This is a genomic window from Streptomyces sp. JLBJ103, assembly GCF_058215575.1.
The window spans coordinates 5,936,667-5,954,328 of sequence record NZ_CM177089.1 but is presented as its reverse complement, the minus strand read 5'-3'; the positions used below and the strand labels follow the sequence as shown (position 1 = coordinate 5,954,328).

Here is a 17,662-nt window from a genome sequence, read left to right as displayed (position 1 = left end):
CTGGGTGTGCCGAGGGACGACGTTGGCCCTCCGCGAAATTTCGTGCAGGTTACATGATGCGGCGGTTCTCGGGAACCGGTCATTCCGTTTCATCATGCGGACATCCCCGCACGGGGTGATCAAGGCAATTGAGTACCGGGCGACGATCATCGCCACGGTGGGGGGCGGGCGACACTGCCCGCGCGTTACGGCTTTATGCCCGCGCGAAAAACGCTCGAAACCACCGAGTAATGGAATAGTGATGCGGATCGCTGTATGACCACAGCGGGGCGCTAGGTCCTGTCCTGTCGATCTTCGTGGATCAGCCCGCGGCGTCTGGTGAGGGGGCACCTCCAGCAGGTAGCTGGGGGAGGATCGCAGGAGGGTCATCCTCGTACTGGGCGTACTCGGATGATCCCGACAACGCGGCGGGGCGCGGTGCCAGGCCCCGCGGGCCCGCGAAGATCGGCAGGAGGAGGGCCTAGCCTACGGCCGTGCCGAAGAAGGTGCCCAGGGCGTAGGTCACACCGGCCGCCGCCCCGCCCAGCGCCAGCTGTCGCAGCCCGCTGAACCACCAGCTCCGGGCGGTCACCCGGGCCACCACCGCACCGCAGGCGAACAGCCCGATCAGCGCCACGACCACCGCGGGCCACAGCGCCACCGCGCCCAGCAGATACGGCAGCACCGGCAGCAGCGCGCCCAACGCGAACGATCCGAACGACGACACCGCGGCGACCATCGGCGACGGCAGATCGTCCGGGTCCACCCCCAGCTCCTCGCGGGCGTGTATCTCCAGCGCCTGCTCGGGATCCTTGGACAGCTGCTTGGCCACCTCACGAGCGAGCCGCGGCTCCACACCCCGCGACTCGTACAGCGCGGCCAGCTCCTCCAGCTCGTCCGCCGGGTGCTTGCGCAGCTCGCGCCGCTCCACCTCCAGCTCGGCCTGGACCAGCTCACTCTGGGAGGCAACGGAGGTGTACTCCCCCGCGGCCATCGAGAACGCACCGGCCGCGAGCCCGGCGAGTCCGGTGATCACGATGGTCTGGCGGTCCACCGCACCGCCCGCGACACCGGTCATCAGCGCGAGGTTGGAGACCAGACCGTCCATCGCACCGAAGACGGCAGGGCGCAGCCAGCCGCCGTTCACATCCCGGTGGGTGTGGTTGTCACGGTGGGCGATATGCGGTGACGTGGCGCTGTCGATGACGGACATCTGAGAAGTGCTCCCTTCGCGGAGGGCGTGTCGCCCTCACCCCAACGCTTCGAAGGTACGCGCGAATTCCTCTGTTCCGCCAGCAAGGAAGGCCGAACTTACCTCGCTGACCTGCGTAAACGCGAAAGCCGCCGAACCCGGTGGGTTCGGCGGCCTTCTACGGTGCGCTACTTGGAGGGTTCCGCCTCCGCGGACGCCGTGGAGTCGGCGTCCCCGGCGGCCTCGGTGCCCTTGACCGTCTTGGTGCCCTCAGCCGTCTCGCTGGCCTCCGCCGTCTTGGCACTCGTGGCGGGCTTGGGGTCCCCGGCGGCGTCCGCGCCGTCCTCCACCGCCGCGGGCTCGACCACGGTCTCCCGGCCCGGCGCCTTCTTCGCGGAGAGCACCATGTAGACGACCGCGCCGATGAAGACGACGATCGAGGTCCAGTCGTTGAGCCGCAGGCCGAGCACATGGTGGGCGTCGTCCACCCGCAGGTACTCGATCCAGAAGCGGCCCACCGTGTAGGAGGCGACGTAGAGGGCAAACGCCCTGCCATGCCCCAGCGTGAAACGCCGGTCCGCCCAGATCACCAGCAGCGCGACACCGACGCACCACAGCGACTCGTAGAGGAAGGTCGGGTGGTACGTACCGGCCACCCGGCCCGCGTCGGGGTCGGCATCGATCTTCAGGCCCCAGGGCAGCGAGGTGGCCTTGCCGTAGAGCTCCTGGTTGAACCAGTTGCCCCAGCGGCCGATCGCCTGGGCGAAGGCGATCCCGGGCGCGATGGCGTCCGCGTAGGCCGGGAGCGGGATCCCCCGGCGGCGGCAGCCGATCCAGGCGCCCAGCGCACCGAGCGCGACGGCCCCCCAGATCCCGAGGCCGCCCTCCCAGATCTTGAACGCGTCGACCCAGTTCCGGCCCTCCGTGAAGTACAGCTCGTAGTCGGTGATGACGTGGTAGAGACGTCCGCCGACCAGGCCGAAGGGCACCGCCCAGACGGCGATGTCGGCAACGGTGCCGACCCTGCCGCCGCGGGCGACCCAGCGCCGGCCACCGAGCCAGACCGCCACGAAGACGCCGATGATGATGCAGAACGCATAGCCGCGCAGCGGGATCGGACCGAGATAGATCACGCCGGACGACGGGCTGGGAATGTAAGCGAGGTCCATGACAGAGTCGACGCTACCGTGCCGGGCGGCGAATACCACAACCCACCCGGCACAACGGCTGCATAACGGGCTCAGCCCCGGGCCGCCGCGGCGACCATCCGCTTGAGCTTGTTGGGGCTCAGCGGCTTGTCGGGCTTGCCGTAGATGGACTTCCCGTTCAGCACGACGGTCGGGGTCGAGGCGAAGCCGGAGTGGTTGAAGGTGTCGCTGGACTTCTTCACCCAGCCGTTGTGGCGGCCGTCCTTCACACAGGAGCGGAAGGCGGCGGTGTCGAGCCCCGGGACCGTGCCCGCCAGCTTGATCAGCCGGTTCTTGTCGGCGTAGATGTCGCGGGTCTCGTCGGGCTGATGCTTGTAGAGCACATCGTGGTAGGCCCGGAACTTCCCCGCGTCCTGGGCGCAGGCCGCCGCGTTCGCCGCGTGCAGCGAGCCGATGCCGCCCATGTTGCCGTCGATGATCGTCACCAGGTGGTACCGGACCTTCAGCCGGCCGGTGTCCTGCAAGTCATGCAGGGTGGTGCGGAAGACGTCCTCGAACTGTTTGCAGCCGGGGCAGCGGAAGTCCTCGTAGACGTTCAGCGTCGAGGGGGCGGGCCGTCCCGGCTTGGCGGACTTCCCGGTCTCGATCACCAGACGGCCCTTGCCGGCCGCGCCCCGCGGCGGCTCCACCGAACTGCCGGATTTTCCCGAGTCCTTGGTGGCGTTGGACGCGAACATGCCCACCCCGGCGGCCACCGCGAGCACGGCCACGACCGCCCCGACGGCGCCCATCGTCCGCTTCCGCTTGTTGCGCGCCCTGTCCTTCTCACGCTGTTCCCGCAGCCGCTCCCGGGCGCTGCGCTTTCCCACACGGTTTTTCTGGCTCACCCCACGCCTAACGAGGCGGAGGAGCCCGCTTGAGCTCCTCCGCCCCGCGATTCCCTCTAACGAGGGACGCGAACGCCCTCGGCGAGCTCACCGGCCAGCTCGCGCACCGCCTGGAGCCCGGCCTCGTGGTCCGCGGCCTCCAGCATCCGCTTCACGAACGCCGAACCCACGATGACCCCGTCCGCGAAGACCGCGACCTCCGCCGCCTGTGTCGCGTTGGAGACCCCGAGGCCCACGCACACCGGCAGCTCGGTGGTGGCGCGGGTACGCTCCACCAGCTCACGGGCCTCCAGACCCACCGATTCCCGGGTACCGGTGACGCCCATCAGGGAGGCCGCGTAGACAAAGCCGCTGCCCGCCGCCGTGATCTTCGCCAGCCGCTCGTCCCGGCTGCTGGGCGCCACCACGAACACGGTCGCCAGACCGTGCTGCTCGGCGGCCTTCCGCCACACCTCGGACTCCTCGACCGGCAGATCGGGCAGGATGCAGCCCGCTCCCCCGGCCTCGGCCAGATCGGCGGCGAATCGCTCGGGGCCGTAGCGGTCCACCGGGTTCCAGTACGTCATGCACAGGATCGGCGCACCGGTGGCCGCGTACACCTCGCCGACGGTCCGGATGACGTCGCGGATCTTCACCCCGCCGCGCAGGGCGATGTCATCGGCGGTCTGGATCACCGGTCCGTCAAGCACCGGGTCGCTGTGCGGCAGACCGACCTCGACCACATCGCAGCCACCCTCGATCATGGCGGTCATCGCGGCCACCCCGCCGTCCACGGTGGGGAATCCGGCGGGCAGATAGCCGACGAGCGCGGCGCGGCCCTCGCTCTTGGCGTTGGCCAGGACGGACGACAGCAGCTCCAGATTTCCGGCCATCACTTCGCTCCCTCGTCGTACAGCCCGAAATACCGCGCCGCGGTGTCCATGTCCTTGTCCCCGCGCCCGGAGAGATTGACGACGATCAGGCCGCCCTCGCCCAGCTCACGGCCCAGGTCCAGCGCCCCGGCCAGCGCGTGGGCGCTTTCGATCGCCGGGATGATGCCCTCGGTCCGCGACAGCAGCCGCAGCGCCTGCATGGCGCCGTCGTCGGTGATCGCCCGGTACTCGGCACGGCCGATGTCCTTCAGATACGCGTGCTCGGGGCCGACACCGGGGTAGTCCAGACCGGCCGAGATCGAGTACGGCTCGGTGATCTGGCCGTCCTCGTCCTGGAGGACATAGGACCGGGAGCCGTGCAGGATGCCGGGCTCGCCCTGGCTGAGGGTCGCGGCGTGCTCACCGCTGTCCACCCCGTGTCCCGCGGGCTCGAAGCCGACGATCCGCACGCTCTCGTCCGGCAGGAAGGCGTGGAACAGCCCGATCGCGTTGGAGCCGCCGCCCACACAGGCCGCCACGGCGTCGGGCAGCCGCCCGGCGCGCTCCAGGATCTGCCGCCGCGCCTCCACTCCGATCACCCGGTGGAAGTCGCGCACCAGGGCGGGGAAGGGGTGCGGTCCGGCCACGGTGCCGAAGAGGTAGTGGGTGCGGTCCACATTGGCGACCCAGTCGCGGAACGCCTCGTTGATAGCGTCCTTCAGGGTCCGGCTGCCGGACTTCACGGCGATGACCTCGGCGCCCAGCATCCGCATCCGGGCCACGTTGAGGGCCTGCCGCTGGGTGTCCACCTCGCCCATGTAGATCGTGCACTCGAGTCCGAACAGGGCGCAGGCGGTGGCCGTGGCCACCCCGTGCTGTCCGGCCCCGGTCTCGGCGATGACCCGGGTCTTGCCCATCCGCTTGGTGAGCAGGGCCTGACCCAGCACGTTGTTGATCTTGTGTGAGCCGGTGTGGTTGAGGTCCTCCCGCTTGAGGAAGATCCGCGCGCCGCCCGCGTGCTCGGCGAACCGCGGCACCTCGGTCAGGGCGCTGGGCCGCCCCGTGTAGTTGACGAGGAGGTCCTCGAGCTCGGCGGCGAACGCCGGATCGGACTTCGCCTTCTCGTACTCGGCGGCGACCTCGTCCACCGCGGCGACGAGCGCCTCGGGGATGAACTTGCCGCCGAACGCGCCGAAATACCCCTGGGCGCTGGGGACCTGACCCTCCGGGTCCGGGATGAAGAAATCAGAGGACATTCGCTGTACTCCGCAGGTTTCGATGGATGACGATCACAACGCGGGACGGGCACACCGCCGCCCGCGCGGGGCGGGGCGACAAGGGGCCGGTGCCACGGAGCCGGGGCGTCGCCGGACCACGGCGAACGCTGGGATCCCCGGTGTCCGGACGGCCCGGCGGCCGCGGCACGGTACGGCCTACGGCACCTCTGCCGGTGTCAGCGGTGCGCCGTACGCCGCCATCGGCGCCCGTTGATCTGTCCCGGTTCGCATCCGATGTGATACCGCACGCGCCGTCCGCGCACCCGTCGTGCGGGCGCGCGGCAGCCCCGGGGACGGCACCCCCGGGCCAAGCGTGCGTATGTCTCCATGCTCCGTCAGTCCCGCCCGTGCCGCAGCGCCGGATGGGCTCCGGCCGCCACCAGATCGGCGACGGCGCCCTTGGGGTCGCGCCCGGTCACCAGGGACTCGCCGACCAGCACGGCGTCCGCGCCGTCGTTGGCGTAGGCGATCAGGTCGTGCGGGCCGCGCACCCCGGACTCGGCGATCTTCACGATGTTGTCCGGGATCTCCGGCGCGACCCGGGCGAAGTTGCCGCGGTCCACCTCGAGGGTCTTCAGATTGCGCGCGTTGACGCCGATGAGCCGCGCTCCGGCGTCCACCGCCCGCGCGACCTCCTCCTCGTCGTGCACCTCGATGAGCGGAGTCAGCCCGATCGACTCGGCCCGCTCGATGAGGGAGACCAGGGCCTGCTGGTCCAGTGCGGCGACGATCAGCAGCACCACGTCCGCGCCGTACGCCCGCGCCTCCCACAGCTGGTAGGAGGTGACGATGAAGTCCTTGCGCAGCACCGGGATGTCGACCCTGGCGCGCACCGCCTCCAGGTCGGCCAGCGACCCGCCGAAGCGGCGCTGCTCGGTCAGCACGCTGATGACGGCGGCGCCGCCCGCCTCGTAGTCGGCGGCGAGCCCGGCCGGGTCGGCGATGGCGGCCAGCGCGCCCTTGGACGGGCTGGACCGCTTGACCTCGCAGATCACCTTGACGCTGTCGCCCTTGAGGGCCGCGACACCGTCCTTGGCCGGCTGCGCCTTGGCCGCCCGCTTCTTGAGCTCGTCGAGGGTGACGCGTGCCTGCCGCTCCGCAAGGTCGGCACGGACTCCGTCGATGATCTCGTCGAGCACACTCACGCGAGCGGCCCCCTTCCCGGATGGGGATGAAGCAGATGGTCGGTGCCGGTGGGGCGGTCAACCGCTGCACCAGGCACTGCGATGGTAGCTGTCAGAGGACCCAGGTCTCGCATCCGGTTGACGCCGAGTCCCACCACGTGGACATACACAACAACGGTCACGGCGTCAGTAGTCCCCCGAACGGGGAATTCCGGACAATCGTGAAGATCACTACAACCCCGAGGAACGCCCGGACCTGCCAGCCGCGCGGGGTGAACGACCGCCCCCGCGCCAGGCCCTGTCCGGTGGGTCTTCGCGGAGCAGCCCCTCCGGCCACCGACCGCGCACACCACACCAGCCAGCACACCGCGAGCAGGGCGTAGCAGAGGACCGCGAGGGCGTTGTCGCGCAGCGCAGCGGGCAGATCGCCGTGGGCGAGGGCGTGGGCGCCGCGCAGGCCGCCGCAGGCCGGGCAGTACAGCCCGGTGAGCCGCAGCACCGGGCAGACCGGGTAGTGGCCCGGCCGATGCGGGTCGACGGCGCCGACGTAGCCGAAGGCGGCGACGACGCCCGCGAGCACCCCCAGGGGCGCGAGGAGCCGCCGTACCGCACCGCCGCCGGGCGGCGGGGCGGGCGGACGAGCCGGGTCCGGGGCGGTCGGCAGGGGTGCGCTCACACCGCCGAGTCTGCCCGCGGATCGACGAAGGCGCAGCTCAGGATCTGCCGTATCCGCGCCGTACGGGGCCGATGCCAAGGATCGGCCGCCGCGGGCGCCGGAACGGGGCCTGTGCCGCGCCCGACGTCACACCTACTGCTGGGTCTGCGCCTCGGGGCGGGGCAGCGGGTGGGGCTGCGCCTTCGGCATCCCGAGCCCGGCCGCGCGCATCGCGGCACCGACCACACCACCGAGCGCGACGATGACCATGCCCGCCCAGAAACCGAGCGGATTGGCCAGCACGGTGAAGGCACCGGAGACGCAGAAGCCGATGAAGGCGATGGTGACACCGGTCCAGGCGGCCGGGGTGTGTCCGTGGTTGTGACCCGCCATGAATACTCCTCGTAGCTGTACTGCGCCTGGTCCGGGCGCCGGGGGCGAACGCCCCACGCTATTGTCCCCGACGCGCGAAGTTGCCTTGAGCGGGGGTGCCGCTGGGCACTCCGGTTCCCTTGAGCGGGGGTGCCGGCGGCCGCTTCCGGCTCGCGCCCGTGCCGGTGCGCCCCGGGCGCCTATGCCCCCTGCTGGGCTGTGGGGTCCTCGCCCCGGTCCAGCGCCTTCCACAGTTCCTCGGGGCGGTCGGGGTCGGCGGCGGGGCGGGCGCTGCGGCGGCCCCGGGCGCGTCCCTCGGCGCCGGAGCGCTCGTACCGCCCGGACATCGCGGGCCAGTGGCGGCCGTAGCCGAGCGCGAGCAGCCCGGCGAGCATCAGCAGCACCCCGCCCGCGAGGGCGACCCAGGGCCAGGGGGTGTACGCCACGTCGTGGATGGCGCTGTCGGTCAGACCGGTCGCCTTCGACGCCTTCTCCTCCAGCGCCGCCTTGTCGGACGCGCCCAGCGCGGAGGCGACGACGATGCCCGCGCCGGTGAGCGTGAGCAGTCCGGAGACGACGACCCGGCCGACCCGGCGTACGGCGAACACGGCGACCAGCGCGGCGAGTCCGACGACCGCGAGCGCGCCCGGCAGCCCGGTGATGTCGTCGCCGTTCGCCCGCTGGGGCAGGGTGCCCTGGGCGACCGAGGCGGTGCCCTCGGCCCAGGTACGACTGGTGGCCAGCAGGACGAGTGCGGCGCCGAGCGCACCGGCGAGCAGGGCGACGGCAAGGCTGATCCGGCGGCCGCGCGCGACGGGGGCGGAGGGCTCGTTCTCGGCCCGGGGCTGGGGTACGGCTGCTGCACTCACGCGTACCACTATCCCCCACGGGGTGCGGAGCCCGGGTCCCGGGTATATCGGATGACCCGTTCCGCACGGATACGGCCGGTGGCGACCAGGGATGTGCCGCGAAGTGCCGTCGTTCGTCTGCGCTGCCTCGTGGCTGGTCGCGCCCACGCGGCGGAGCCGCACATCGACACAGCCCCGCGCCCCTTCGGGGCGCACCCGAACCGCACCGGACTTCGGCGAGTCCGCTGAGGCGCTCCGTCTCCGCGCGGTGCGCGCCAGGACCCGCCTCGGTCAGCGGCGGAGCCGGTTGGCCGAGTGCACCGCCCGCAGCACCGCCGCCGCCTTGTTGCGGCACTCCGTGTCCTCGGCCGCCGGATCGGAGTCGGCCACCACGCCCGCGCCCGCCTGGACATAGGCCGTACCGTTGCGCAGCAGTGCGGTCCGGATGGCGATCGCGGTGTCGGAGTCGCCCGCGAAGTCGAGATAGCCGACACAGCCGCCGTACAGCCCTCGGCGGCTGGGCTCCAGCTCCTCGATGATCTGCATGGCGCGCGGCTTGGGTGCCCCGGAGAGGGTCCCCGCGGGGAAGCACGCGGTGAGCACATCGAAGGCGGTACGGCCGTCGGCGAGGGCGCCGGTGACCGTGGAGACGATGTGCATGACGTGGCTGTAGCGCTCGACCGACATGAAGTCGACGACCTCGACGCTGCCGGGTTCGCACACCCGGCCCAGGTCGTTGCGGCCGAGATCGACCAGCATCAGATGCTCGGCCCGCTCCTTGGGATCGGCGAGCAACTCCTCGGCGAGCGCCGCGTCCTCCTGCGGAGTGGCGCCGCGCGGGCGGGTCCCGGCGATGGGGTGCACCATCGCCCGGCCGTCCTCCACCTTGACCAGTGCCTCCGGGCTGGAGCCCACCACGTCGAAGCCCTCGAAGCGGAAGAGGTACATATAGGGGCTCGGGTTGGTGGCCCGCAGCACCCGGTAGACGTCGAGGGCGGAGGCCGTGCACGGCGTCTCGAACCGCTGGGAGGGGACGACCTGGAACGCCTCACCCGCGCGGATGCGCTCCTTGATGTCGTCGACGGCCACCCGGTAGTCCTCGCCGCCCCACAACGCGGTGTACGCGGGGACCTCGGAGGCGGGCAGCGCGGTGGGGTCGGTGGGCACCGGGCGGACCAGGTCGGCGGCCATCGCGTCGAGCCGCGCCACGGCGTCCGCGTACGCCTCGTCGACACCGGTGTCGAGGTCGTTGTGGTTGATCGCGTTGGCGATCAGCAGCACGGTGCCGTCCCAGTGGTCGAGCACCGCGAGGTCCGAGGTGAGCAGCATGGTCAGCTCGGGCAGCCGCAGATCGTCGCGGCCGTGCTCGCCGATCTTCTCCAGGCGGCGGACGATGTCGTAGCCGAGGTAGCCGACCATGCCGCCGGTGAACGGCGGGAGATGGACCAGACCGCCGAGATCACGAGGGGTGTGCAGGGCCTCGACCGTGGCGCGCAGCGCCTGGAGCGGATCTCCCTCGGTGGGGACGCCGACGGGCGGGGTGCCCAGCCAGTGGGTGCGGCCGTCGCGCTCGGTGAGGGTGGCGGCGCTGCGGACGCCGATGAAGGAGTAGCGGGACCAGGAGCGGCCGTTCTCGGCGGACTCGAGGAGGAAGGTGCCGGGGCGCTCGGCGGCCAGTTTGCGGTAGAGGCCCACGGGGGTGTCCCCGTCCGCCAGCAGCCGTCTGCTGACGGGGATCACGCGGCGGTCGGCCGCCAGCTTGCGGAAGGTCTCGAGATCCATCGTGGCAGCGTCCTGGGTCATGGATGAGGAGCCTAGTGGGGGCGGGGGCGGGCGCCGGGCCCGGTCACCGGCCGAGCGGGAGGACGTCGGCGTCGAAGCAGGTGCGGTCGCCGGTGTGGCAGGCGGCCCCGACCTGGTCGACCTTGACGAGGATGGTGTCCGCGTCGCAGTCGAGGGCGACGGACTTGACCAGCTGGACATGGCCCGAGGTGTCCCCCTTGACCCAGTACTCCTGGCGGCTGCGGCTCCAGTAGGTGCAGTGGCCGGTGGTGAGGGTGCGGTGCAGCGCCTCGTCGTCCATCCAGCCGAGCATCAGCACCTCGCCGGTGTCGTACTGCTGGGCGATGGCGGGGACGAGCCCGTCGGCGCCGCGCTTGAGGCGGGCGGCGACGGCCGGGTCGAGAGCGGAGGGGCGGTCGGAGCCGGTCATGCGACCATTCTGCATGGCCGGGCGGGTGGTCCCGCGAACGATCTCACAGGTTGATCACCCGGGGCGGAGGGCGTGAGACGTTCCGGGGGCGCGCCGCCCTACGGTGCGGGAGCCGGTACCGCGTCGCGGGTGGCCGGTATCGCCGGGCCCGATGGCCGGGGTGTCAGTGGGATGGGGCATGCTTCGGGCATGACGTTTCCGCCGCCGAACGACGCCAACCGGCCAGGAAGCAGCGGGGGGTTCGGTCCGCCGCCGCCACAGGACCCACAGCAGGCACAGCCACCTCAGCAGGCACAGCCTCCTCAGCAGCCGCAGGCCCAGCAGCCGTCGCAGGGCTTCGGCCCGCCGCCGTCCCAGCCGGGACAGCCCGGCCCGGCGGGTCAGCCCGCGCTGCCGCCCGGCGGCGGGTTCGGCACGTTCGGCCCGCCGTCGGCGCCGTCCGGCGGCCCGCTGCCCGGAGGCTTCCCGCCGGGCAGTCTCCCGCCGGGTTCCCTGCCGCCCGCTCCGCCCCGCGGCGGAGGCCCCAAGGTCGTGGCGATCGTCATCGCGGCGGCGGTGGCCGTGGCGGTGATCGTCGGTGCCATTGCCCTCGGCTCCCAGGGCGACCATGACAGCGACGAGGCGTCGGCCGACGAGACCTCGCGCGCCTCGGCCTCCACAAGCGCCACGGCCTCCCCGTCCGCCCCTTCCTCCGACCCCTCGAGCACCGAGGACCCGGGCAAGGGCGCACCGTTCGGCGACGACCCCAAGGGCGACCCGGACTCCGGGACCTCCCCGACCCCCTCCGAGTCCGCCGGCTCCCGCGACCGGGTGCCGTATGTGGTGCTCGCTCCCGGCACCTGCTTCGACCACCCCGCGATGGACAGCAGCGTCACCAAGATCGAGAAGCGCTCCTGTTCGGCTGCGCACGACGGGGAGGTGATCGCCAACGAGAAGCTGACCGGTGACTTCTCCTCCGAGAAGGCGATCCAGAAGAAGGCTCTCTCGCTCTGCGCGGTGGACGCCAAGACCCGACTCCAGAAAATCCCCAACGACGGGCGGAATTATTACTACTACGCGCTCTACCCGGCGCTGGGCACCTACTCCGTCCAGGGCGAGGACAAGGTCTCCTGCGCACTGACGCTGAGCTCCGGCCCGGACGGAACCAAGCTGCGCAAGCCGCTGCCCAAGTAGGCCCGGCCACGGCTCCGGCGCGCCGGTCGCGTCCGGCGTGGCGAGGCGCGGGCAGCGGTCGTAGGGTGGGCGTTATGTCCACTCACGCGAAGCGGGAACGTCTGCTCCTCGCCGACCTCTTGGAGAGCGCGGGCCCCGGCGCCCCGACGCTGTGCGAGGGCTGGGCCACCCAGGATCTGGCGGCCCATCTCGTGGTCCGCGAGCGCCGCGCGGACGCCGCCGGCGGCCTGGTGATCAAGCCGCTGGCCGCGCGGCTGGCCCGGGTGCAGGCCGAGTTCGCGGCCAAGCCGTACGAGGAGCTGCTCCAGCTCTTCCGCACCGGTCCCCCGCGGATGTCGCCGTTCGCGCTCAAGCAGGTGGACGAGGCGGCCAACAGCCTCGAGTTCTACGTGCACGGCGAGGACGTCCGCCGGGCCCAGCCGGACTGGACGCCGCGCGAGGTGGACCCGGTCTTCGCCAATGTGCTCTGGTCCCGGATCGAGCGCGCGGCCCGGGTGTTCGGCCGCCGGTCCCCGGTGGGCCTGGTGCTGCGCCGCCCCGACGGCCGTACGGCGGTGGCGCACCGGGGCACCCCGGTGGTCACCGTCACCGGTGAACCGGCCGAGCTGGCGCTGTTCCTGTACGGCCGTCAGGGCGCCGCGCGGGTCGAGCTCGACGGCGACAAGGAGGCCGTGGAAGCGGCCCGATCCGCCCCGCTCGGTGTCTGAGCCACAGCATCGGCATCACCGCCCGGGACCGCTCGGCGCCACTTAGGGTGGCGTGATGTCCCGGACCTACTGGAACCACAACGTCCATTACCACCCGCTGGTGCTCGACGCCGTACCGGACGGCTGTGGCACGGCTCTGGACATCGGCTGCGGTGATGGGCTGCTCGCCCGCAAGCTGGCCGGACGGGTGACCTCGGTGACCGGCGTGGACCGCTCCGCGGAGATGGTCCGGCTGGCCCGCGCTCCCGAGCCGCACGGCGCTCCCCCGCCCCATGTGACGTATGTGGAGGCGGACTTCCTCGACCCCTCCCCGCACCGGCTCCCCGAGGGCGGCTACGACTTCATCAGCGCCGTCGCCGTGGTCCACCACATGGAGTTCGCGGAGGCGGTGCGCGCGATGGTGCGGCTGCTCGCGCCGGGCGGGCGGTTGGCGATCGTCGGCCTGGCCCGTAACCGGACCCCGCTGGACTGGATCATCAGCGGGGCGGGCGTGCCCGTGGCCCGGTCGCGCGCCCGGCGCAACGGCGGCAAGACGTATCCCGACGGTATGCCCATCCGGACGCCCGGGATGAGCTGGGGCCAGGTCCGCCGGGAGGCCCGCCGGCTGCTGCCCGGCTGCCGCTTCCGACGCCATCTGCTGTGGCGCTACTCGCTCGTGTGGGACAAGCTCTGATCATGTCCTCCGCCCCCTGGCCCGTCTCCCTGACCACCGCGCGGCTGCACCTGCGCCCCATCGAGGCCGCCGATGTCCCCGCCGTGTCCCGGCTGTGGACCGACCCCGCGGTGCGCCGCTACCTCGGCGGCCCGGTGCCCGAGGAGACGGTCCGCGCCCGGGAGCGGGGATGCGTGGGCGCCTTCGGGGCGTTCGGCGTGGTGCTGCGCGCCGACGGAACGGTGGTCGGCGGAGTGCTGCTGGAGCCGGACTCGCGCCACGACGGCCGTACGGAGGTGTCGTACCAGCTGCTGCCCGAGCACTGGGGACACGGCTACGCCCGCGAGGCGGTCTCGGCCGCGGTCTCCTGGGCGTTCGACGCGCTGACGCCCGGCCGCCCGGAGGTCGTCGCGGTCACCCAGGAGGCCAACGCCCCTTCGCGGCGCCTCCTCGAAGCCCTCGGGATGCGGCAGGTCGACGCGTTCACCGAATTCGGCGCACCACAGGTGATGTACGCCCTCACCCGGGACCCGGACGGTCAGCCCCGGCAGGTCCCACGGACGTAGCCGTCGTCGCCCCGGGGCGTGACATCGACGTCCCGGCGCACGATGCTCAGCCGGTCGCCCCACTCCGCACAGCCCTTGGCGAGCCCCTTGGCGGTGTACTCGATCACCACCACATGGCGACCGAAGGCGTCCACATAGCCCTCGCACTCCTCGTATGCGCCGCACTCCTCGACCACGGCGAAATCCAGCCCGGTCTCCCTGCGGCTGTCGGCGAGTTCCACGGTGTTCTTCTGGCCGATGGCCAGGCCCCGGGAGTGGGCGTGCGCGGACAGCAGGGTGATGAACGCCTTCGCGTCGGCCGCCGACAGCCTGCCGCCGGAGCGGGCGTAGCTGTCGTAGTTGTCCGGCTCCACGGCGTCGTAGCCCTTGTCGGCGCAGCCGTCGATCCACCGGTTGACCCGGGCGGCGATCCGCTCGCGCTTGGCGGGGGTGCCGATGTCCAGCAGCGGTTCGTTCCAGTCCTTGTCCAGGACCTCGTCGCCGTCCGCGTCGCGCAGCAGCAGATCGGCGGGCCACTGCTTCCGCTCCTCCGGCTGGGCCTGGAAGGCGTTGACGTAGCAGATGTTGTACAGCCCGTCCGCCGGAGTGGACGTGCGGTCACGGCTGACGATCCGGACGCCCTTGGGCGGGGTGTAGGCGCCGCCCAACTGGTAGTCGAATCCGGCGTGGACGGGCGGCAGCGTCACCCGCGAACGGCCCTCGGGCCCGGAGGATCCCGGGGACCCGGAGGACGCGGCGGGCCCGGCGGAATCCGACGACGACGTACAGCCGGTGAGGGCGAGGAGCACCGCCGCGGCGGCGACGGCGGTGGACCGGACGGTCGGACGGCGGGCGGGCATGGCGCACTGCTCCAGCGTTCGCGGGTAACGGCCCCGCCTCGGACGCGTCGTGTGCGGTCCTGGCGACTCGGGCCGGGCTGGGGATACGGATCCCGTACCGGCTGGGCGCACCTCTGGGGCTCCGGGCGGTCTCCCCGGGCCGGCCAGGCCCTGTCCTGCCGATCTTCGCGGGCCCGCGGGGCCTGGCACCGCGCCTCGCCGCGTTGTCGGGATCATCCGAGTACGCCCAGTACGCGGACGACCCTCCTGCGATCCTCCCCCAGCTACCGCTGGGAGGTGCCCCCTCACCAGACGCCGCGGCCTGATCCACGAAGATCGACAGGACAGGACCCAGCCGCGATCCAAGCGCCCCGGGTGACACCAGGTCAAGTCCGCCCCCGCCGCGCCCGGGGCGACCTCGTCGGCGGCCCCCTCAGCGCACCGGGTGCCCCGCCGCCCGCAGTTCGTCCTTCACCTGGCTGATCCGCAGATCGCCGAAGTGGAAGACCGACGCGGCCAGGACCGCGTCCGCGCCCGCGGCGACGGCCGGGGGGAAGTGGGCGAGGGTGCCCGCGCCACCGCTGGCGATGAGCGGGATGGAGACGTGCTTGCGGACGGCTTCGATCATGGGGGTGTCGTAGCCGTCCTTGGTGCCGTCCGCGTCCATGGAGTTGAGCAGGATCTCGCCGGCGCCCAGCTCGGCCGCGCGGTGGGCCCACTCGACGGCGTCGATACCGGTGCCCCGGCGGCCGCCGTGGGTGGTGACCTCGTAACCGGACGCGGTGACCGCGGCCGGTCCCCCGTCGGCGGCGGGCGTGCAGCGGCGGGCGTCGACCGAGAGGACCAGCACCTGGCTGCCGAAGCGTTCGGCGATCTCGCGGATCAGCTCGGGGCGGGCGATGGCGGCCGTGTTGACGCCGACCTTGTCCGCACCGGCGCGCAGCAGCTTGTCGACGTCCTCCGTGGTGCGGACGCCGCCGCCGACCGTGAGGGGGATGAAGACCTGCTCGGCAGTGCGGCGGACGACGTCGTAGGTGGTCTCGCGGTTGCCGGAGGAGGCGGTGATGTCGAGGAAGGTCAGCTCGTCCGCGCCCTCCTCGCCGTAGATCTTGGCCATCTCGACCGGATCGCCCGCGTCGCGCAGGTTCTGGAAGTTGACACCCTTGACGACCCGGCCGTTGTCCACGTCCAGGCAGGGGATGACTCGGACCGCGAGGGTCATGGCTGTCGGGCTCCTCGGAATGCTTCCAGTTCGACTTCCACCAGGACGCGCGAGTCGACGAAGCCGGAGACCACGACGAGGGTCGCGGCCGGGCGCACGGCGTCGAAGAGCTCCTTGTGGGCGCGGCCCACCTCGTCCACGTCCCGGGCGTGGGTGAGGTACATCCGGGTGCGGATCACGGATTCGACGCCCAGGTCGAACTTGGCCAGCGCGTCCAGGGCATGGCGGAACGCGGCGAGCGTCTGCTGGTACGGATCGCCCTCGCCCTCCAGCACGCCGCGCTCGGCCAGCGGCATCGTCCCGGCGACGACCACCAGGTCACCGGCCTCGACGGCCCGTGCGAAGCCGATGGTCTCCTCCCAGGGACTGTGGGTCTGGATCCGTCGCGCGATCTCGGGTGAGGTCATACGGACACCGCCTCCAACGCCTCTTCCAGGGTGAACGCCTTGGCGTAGAGCGCCTTCCCGACGATGGCACCCTCGACGCCTTCCGGTACCAGAGTCGCAAGGGCGCGCAGGTCATCAAGGGAGGAAACGCCGCCGGAGGCGACGACCGGCTTGGGCGTGGCGGCGCAGACGTTGCGCAGCAGCTCCAGGTTGGGGCCCTGGAGGGTGCCGTCCTTGGCGATGTCGGTCACCACGTACCGGGCGCAGCCCTCGGAGTCCAGCCGGGCCAGCGTCTCGTACAGATCGCCGCCGTCGCGGGTCCAGCCGCGGCCGCGCAGGGTGGTGCCGCGGACATCGAGGCCGACGGCGATGCGGTCGCCGTGCTCGGCGATGACCTTGGCGACCCACTCGGGGGTCTCCAGCGCGGCGGTACCGAGGTTGACCCGGGTGCAGCCGGTGGCGAGGGCGGCGGCCAGCGAGGCGTCGTCGCGGATACCGCCGGACAGCTCGACCTTCAGCTCCATGGCGCGGGCGACCTCGGCGATCTGCTCGCGGTTGTCCCCGGTGCCGAAGGCGGCGTCCAGGTCCACCAGATGCAGCCATTCGGCGCCCGCCGCCTGCCAGGCGAGGGCGGCCTCCAGCGGGTCGCCGTACGACGTCTCGGAGCCGGACTCACCATGCACGAGGCGGACGGCCTGACCGTCGCGGACGTCGACGGCGGGGAGGAGTTCGAGGCGGTGCGTTGGCATGCGGGGAACCTTACGGTGAGTGCGTGAGCTGGGCGGGCCGGTCAGAGCGTGTCGAGCCAGTTGCGGAGCAGCCGCGCGCCCGCGTCGCCGGACTTCTCGGGGTGGAACTGGGTGGCCCAGAGCGGGCCGTTCTCCACGGCGGCCACGAACGGCTCGCCGTGCGTGGTCCAGGAGACCTTGGGGGCGGGCATGGCGGGGTTGGCCACCTCCAGCTCCCAGGTGCGGACCGCGTAGGAGTGGACGAAGTAGAAGCGCTCGCCCTTGTCCACGCCGTCGAACAGCCGGGAGCCGTCGGGGGCTTCGACCGTGTTCCAGCCCATGTGGGGGACAACGGGGGCGCGCAGCGGCTCGACGGTGCCGGGCCATTCGTCCAGGCCCTCGGCCTCGACACCGTGCTCGATACCGCGCCCGAAGAGGATCTGCATACCGACGCAGATGCCCATCACGGGGCGGCCGCCGGAGAGGCGGCGGCCCACGATCCAGTCGCCCCGGGCCTCGAGCAGCCCCTTCATACAGGCGGCGAAGGCGCCGACGCCGGGGACCAGCAGACCGTCGGCGGCCATGGCCGTGTCGTAGTCACGGGTGATCTCGACATCGGCGCCGACATGGGCGAGGGCGCGCTCGGCGGAGCGGACGTTGCCGAAGCCGTAGTCGAAAACGACGACCTTCGGGGCCGTACTCAATTCCAGACCTCCAGCCGCATGATGCCCGCCACCAGGGCCATCGAGGCGCCCAGGCCGAGCAGCACGATCACACTCTTGGGCAGCCCCTGCTTGACGAAGGAGAAGACCCCGCCCAGCAGGAAGAGCCCCAGCACGATGAACGCCGTGGACGTCCCGTTCAC

At 72.0% G+C, this 17,662-nt stretch carries 22 protein-coding genes; 4 read left to right on the top strand and 18 right to left on the bottom strand.

Features of this window, described 5'->3' with window-relative positions:
* Positions 1-460: 460 nt before the first annotated feature.
* From AC4BEG_RS26340 to hisI, 12 genes are all read right to left on the bottom strand, one after another.
* Positions 461-1,192: a VIT1/CCC1 transporter family protein gene (locus AC4BEG_RS26340; protein WP_490702220.1), complete on the bottom strand. Its 732-nt coding sequence runs from the start codon at positions 1,190-1,192 to the stop codon at positions 461-463.
* 167 nt (positions 1,193-1,359) lie between these two features.
* Entirely contained in the window at positions 1,360-2,340 is a 981-nt protein-coding gene (lgt, locus tag AC4BEG_RS26335) for a prolipoprotein diacylglyceryl transferase (RefSeq protein WP_490702219.1), read from the bottom strand.
* Positions 2,341-2,411: 71 nt separating this feature from the next.
* Positions 2,412-3,206 carry a DsbA family protein gene (locus AC4BEG_RS26330; protein WP_490702218.1) on the bottom strand — a complete coding sequence of 265 codons (795 nt, stop codon included), beginning with the start codon at positions 3,204-3,206 and terminating at the stop codon, positions 2,412-2,414.
* A 56-nt stretch (positions 3,207-3,262) separates the two neighbouring features.
* Complete coding sequence (trpA, locus tag AC4BEG_RS26325) at positions 3,263-4,078, bottom strand: tryptophan synthase subunit alpha (RefSeq protein ID WP_490702217.1); 816 nt, start codon at positions 4,076-4,078, stop codon at positions 3,263-3,265.
* Positions 4,078-5,313 (bottom strand): tryptophan synthase subunit beta, encoded by a 1,236-nt coding sequence (gene trpB / locus AC4BEG_RS26320; protein ID WP_490702216.1) that lies wholly within the window; start codon positions 5,311-5,313, stop codon positions 4,078-4,080. Before trpB ends, trpA begins: the two co-directional genes overlap by 1 nt.
* Before the next feature lie 197 nt (positions 5,314-5,510).
* On the bottom strand, positions 5,511-5,663 hold the full coding sequence (gene trpM / locus AC4BEG_RS26315) for a tryptophan biosynthesis modulator TrpM (RefSeq protein WP_368661717.1): 153 nt from the start codon (positions 5,661-5,663) through the stop codon (positions 5,511-5,513).
* 6 nt (positions 5,664-5,669) lie between these two features.
* The gene (trpC, locus tag AC4BEG_RS26310; protein WP_490702215.1) at positions 5,670-6,479 is read right to left on the bottom strand and encodes an indole-3-glycerol phosphate synthase TrpC; all 810 of its coding nucleotides are present in this window, start codon (positions 6,477-6,479) and stop codon (positions 5,670-5,672) included.
* A 157-nt stretch (positions 6,480-6,636) separates the two neighbouring features.
* Complete coding sequence (locus AC4BEG_RS26305; protein ID WP_490702214.1) at positions 6,637-7,134, bottom strand: DUF2752 domain-containing protein; 498 nt, start codon at positions 7,132-7,134, stop codon at positions 6,637-6,639.
* A 132-nt stretch (positions 7,135-7,266) separates the two neighbouring features.
* A complete protein-coding gene (locus AC4BEG_RS26300; protein WP_490702213.1) occupies positions 7,267-7,506 on the bottom strand; it encodes an HGxxPAAW family protein in 240 nt (79 codons plus the stop codon).
* Positions 7,507-7,685: 179 nt separating this feature from the next.
* Positions 7,686-8,354, bottom strand: coding sequence for a TIGR02234 family membrane protein (locus AC4BEG_RS26295; protein WP_490702212.1), 669 nt, complete (start codon positions 8,352-8,354; stop codon positions 7,686-7,688).
* Between the two features lie 270 nt (positions 8,355-8,624).
* Entirely contained in the window at positions 8,625-10,115 is a 1,491-nt protein-coding gene (locus AC4BEG_RS26290) for an anthranilate synthase component I (RefSeq protein ID WP_490707198.1), read from the bottom strand.
* Positions 10,116-10,179: 64 nt separating this feature from the next.
* The gene (gene hisI, locus AC4BEG_RS26285) at positions 10,180-10,545 is read right to left on the bottom strand and encodes a phosphoribosyl-AMP cyclohydrolase (protein ID WP_490702211.1); all 366 of its coding nucleotides are present in this window, start codon (positions 10,543-10,545) and stop codon (positions 10,180-10,182) included.
* A 189-nt stretch (positions 10,546-10,734) separates the two neighbouring features.
* Here hisI and AC4BEG_RS26280 point away from each other — a divergent pair, with 189 nt between their 5' ends.
* The 4 genes from AC4BEG_RS26280 to AC4BEG_RS26265 all read left to right on the top strand — a co-directional run bounded on the left by AC4BEG_RS26280 (position 10,735) and on the right by AC4BEG_RS26265 (position 13,643).
* A complete protein-coding gene (locus AC4BEG_RS26280) occupies positions 10,735-11,718 on the top strand; it encodes a hypothetical protein (RefSeq protein ID WP_490702210.1) in 984 nt (327 codons plus the stop codon).
* Positions 11,719-11,792: 74 nt separating this feature from the next.
* Entirely contained in the window at positions 11,793-12,425 is a 633-nt protein-coding gene (locus tag AC4BEG_RS26275; protein ID WP_490702209.1) for a TIGR03085 family metal-binding protein, read from the top strand.
* 55 nt (positions 12,426-12,480) lie between these two features.
* The gene (locus tag AC4BEG_RS26270) at positions 12,481-13,098 is read left to right on the top strand and encodes a class I SAM-dependent methyltransferase (protein WP_490702208.1); all 618 of its coding nucleotides are present in this window, start codon (positions 12,481-12,483) and stop codon (positions 13,096-13,098) included.
* 2 nt (positions 13,099-13,100) lie between these two features.
* Positions 13,101-13,643 carry a GNAT family N-acetyltransferase gene (locus AC4BEG_RS26265; protein ID WP_490702207.1) on the top strand — a complete coding sequence of 181 codons (543 nt, stop codon included), beginning with the start codon at positions 13,101-13,103 and terminating at the stop codon, positions 13,641-13,643.
* On the opposite strand, the gene AC4BEG_RS26260 is transcribed toward AC4BEG_RS26265, so the two are convergent.
* From AC4BEG_RS26260 to AC4BEG_RS26235, 6 genes are all read right to left on the bottom strand, one after another.
* On the bottom strand, positions 13,616-14,482 hold the full coding sequence (locus tag AC4BEG_RS26260; RefSeq protein WP_490702206.1) for an endo alpha-1,4 polygalactosaminidase: 867 nt from the start codon (positions 14,480-14,482) through the stop codon (positions 13,616-13,618). The two genes, AC4BEG_RS26265 and AC4BEG_RS26260, sit on opposite strands and share 28 nt — an antisense overlap.
* 412 nt (positions 14,483-14,894) lie before the next feature.
* Positions 14,895-15,683, bottom strand: coding sequence for an imidazole glycerol phosphate synthase subunit HisF (hisF, locus tag AC4BEG_RS26255; protein ID WP_490702205.1), 789 nt, complete (start codon positions 15,681-15,683; stop codon positions 14,895-14,897).
* Complete coding sequence (locus tag AC4BEG_RS26250; RefSeq protein WP_490702204.1) at positions 15,680-16,090, bottom strand: Rid family hydrolase; 411 nt, start codon at positions 16,088-16,090, stop codon at positions 15,680-15,682. Before AC4BEG_RS26250 ends, hisF begins: the two co-directional genes overlap by 4 nt.
* Positions 16,087-16,818, bottom strand: coding sequence for a bifunctional 1-(5-phosphoribosyl)-5-((5-phosphoribosylamino)methylideneamino)imidazole-4-carboxamide isomerase/phosphoribosylanthranilate isomerase PriA (gene priA, locus AC4BEG_RS26245; RefSeq protein WP_490702203.1), 732 nt, complete (start codon positions 16,816-16,818; stop codon positions 16,087-16,089). Before priA ends, AC4BEG_RS26250 begins: the two co-directional genes overlap by 4 nt.
* A gap of 41 nt (positions 16,819-16,859) precedes the next feature.
* Positions 16,860-17,507, bottom strand: a complete 648-nt coding sequence (gene hisH / locus AC4BEG_RS26240) for an imidazole glycerol phosphate synthase subunit HisH (protein ID WP_490707197.1) — start codon at positions 17,505-17,507, stop codon at positions 16,860-16,862.
* On the bottom strand, positions 17,498-17,662 hold the full coding sequence (locus AC4BEG_RS26235; protein ID WP_490702202.1) for a hypothetical protein: 165 nt from the start codon (positions 17,660-17,662) through the stop codon (positions 17,498-17,500). The genes hisH and AC4BEG_RS26235 overlap by 10 nt, the downstream gene beginning before the upstream one ends.

Excerpts from the sequence above, each read along its gene's own strand:
- AC4BEG_RS26340 (WP_490702220.1), bottom strand. The coding sequence starts at position 1,192 with ATGTCCGTCATCGACAGCGCCACGTCACCGCATATCGCCCACCGTGAC.
- lgt (WP_490702219.1), bottom strand. The coding sequence starts at position 2,340 with ATGGACCTCGCTTACATTCCCAGCCCGTCGTCCGGCGTGATCTATCTC.
- trpA (WP_490702217.1), bottom strand. The coding sequence starts at position 4,078 with ATGGCCGGAAATCTGGAGCTGCTGTCGTCCGTCCTGGCCAACGCCAAG.
- trpB (WP_490702216.1), bottom strand. The coding sequence starts at position 5,313 with ATGTCCTCTGATTTCTTCATCCCGGACCCGGAGGGTCAGGTCCCCAGC.
- trpM (WP_368661717.1), bottom strand. The coding sequence starts at position 5,663 with ATGGAGACATACGCACGCTTGGCCCGGGGGTGCCGTCCCCGGGGCTGC.
- AC4BEG_RS26300 (WP_490702213.1), bottom strand. The coding sequence starts at position 7,506 with ATGGCGGGTCACAACCACGGACACACCCCGGCCGCCTGGACCGGTGTC.
- AC4BEG_RS26290 (WP_490707198.1), bottom strand. The coding sequence starts at position 10,115 with ATGGATCTCGAGACCTTCCGCAAGCTGGCGGCCGACCGCCGCGTGATC.
- hisI (WP_490702211.1), bottom strand. The coding sequence starts at position 10,545 with ATGACCGGCTCCGACCGCCCCTCCGCTCTCGACCCGGCCGTCGCCGCC.
- AC4BEG_RS26280 (WP_490702210.1), top strand. The coding sequence starts at position 10,735 with ATGACGTTTCCGCCGCCGAACGACGCCAACCGGCCAGGAAGCAGCGGG.
- AC4BEG_RS26275 (WP_490702209.1), top strand. The coding sequence starts at position 11,793 with ATGTCCACTCACGCGAAGCGGGAACGTCTGCTCCTCGCCGACCTCTTG.
- AC4BEG_RS26270 (WP_490702208.1), top strand. The coding sequence starts at position 12,481 with ATGTCCCGGACCTACTGGAACCACAACGTCCATTACCACCCGCTGGTG.
- AC4BEG_RS26265 (WP_490702207.1), top strand. The coding sequence starts at position 13,101 with ATGTCCTCCGCCCCCTGGCCCGTCTCCCTGACCACCGCGCGGCTGCAC.
- AC4BEG_RS26260 (WP_490702206.1), bottom strand. The coding sequence starts at position 14,482 with ATGCCCGCCCGCCGTCCGACCGTCCGGTCCACCGCCGTCGCCGCCGCG.
- hisF (WP_490702205.1), bottom strand. The coding sequence starts at position 15,683 with ATGACCCTCGCGGTCCGAGTCATCCCCTGCCTGGACGTGGACAACGGC.
- AC4BEG_RS26250 (WP_490702204.1), bottom strand. The coding sequence starts at position 16,090 with ATGACCTCACCCGAGATCGCGCGACGGATCCAGACCCACAGTCCCTGG.
- priA (WP_490702203.1), bottom strand. The coding sequence starts at position 16,818 with ATGCCAACGCACCGCCTCGAACTCCTCCCCGCCGTCGACGTCCGCGAC.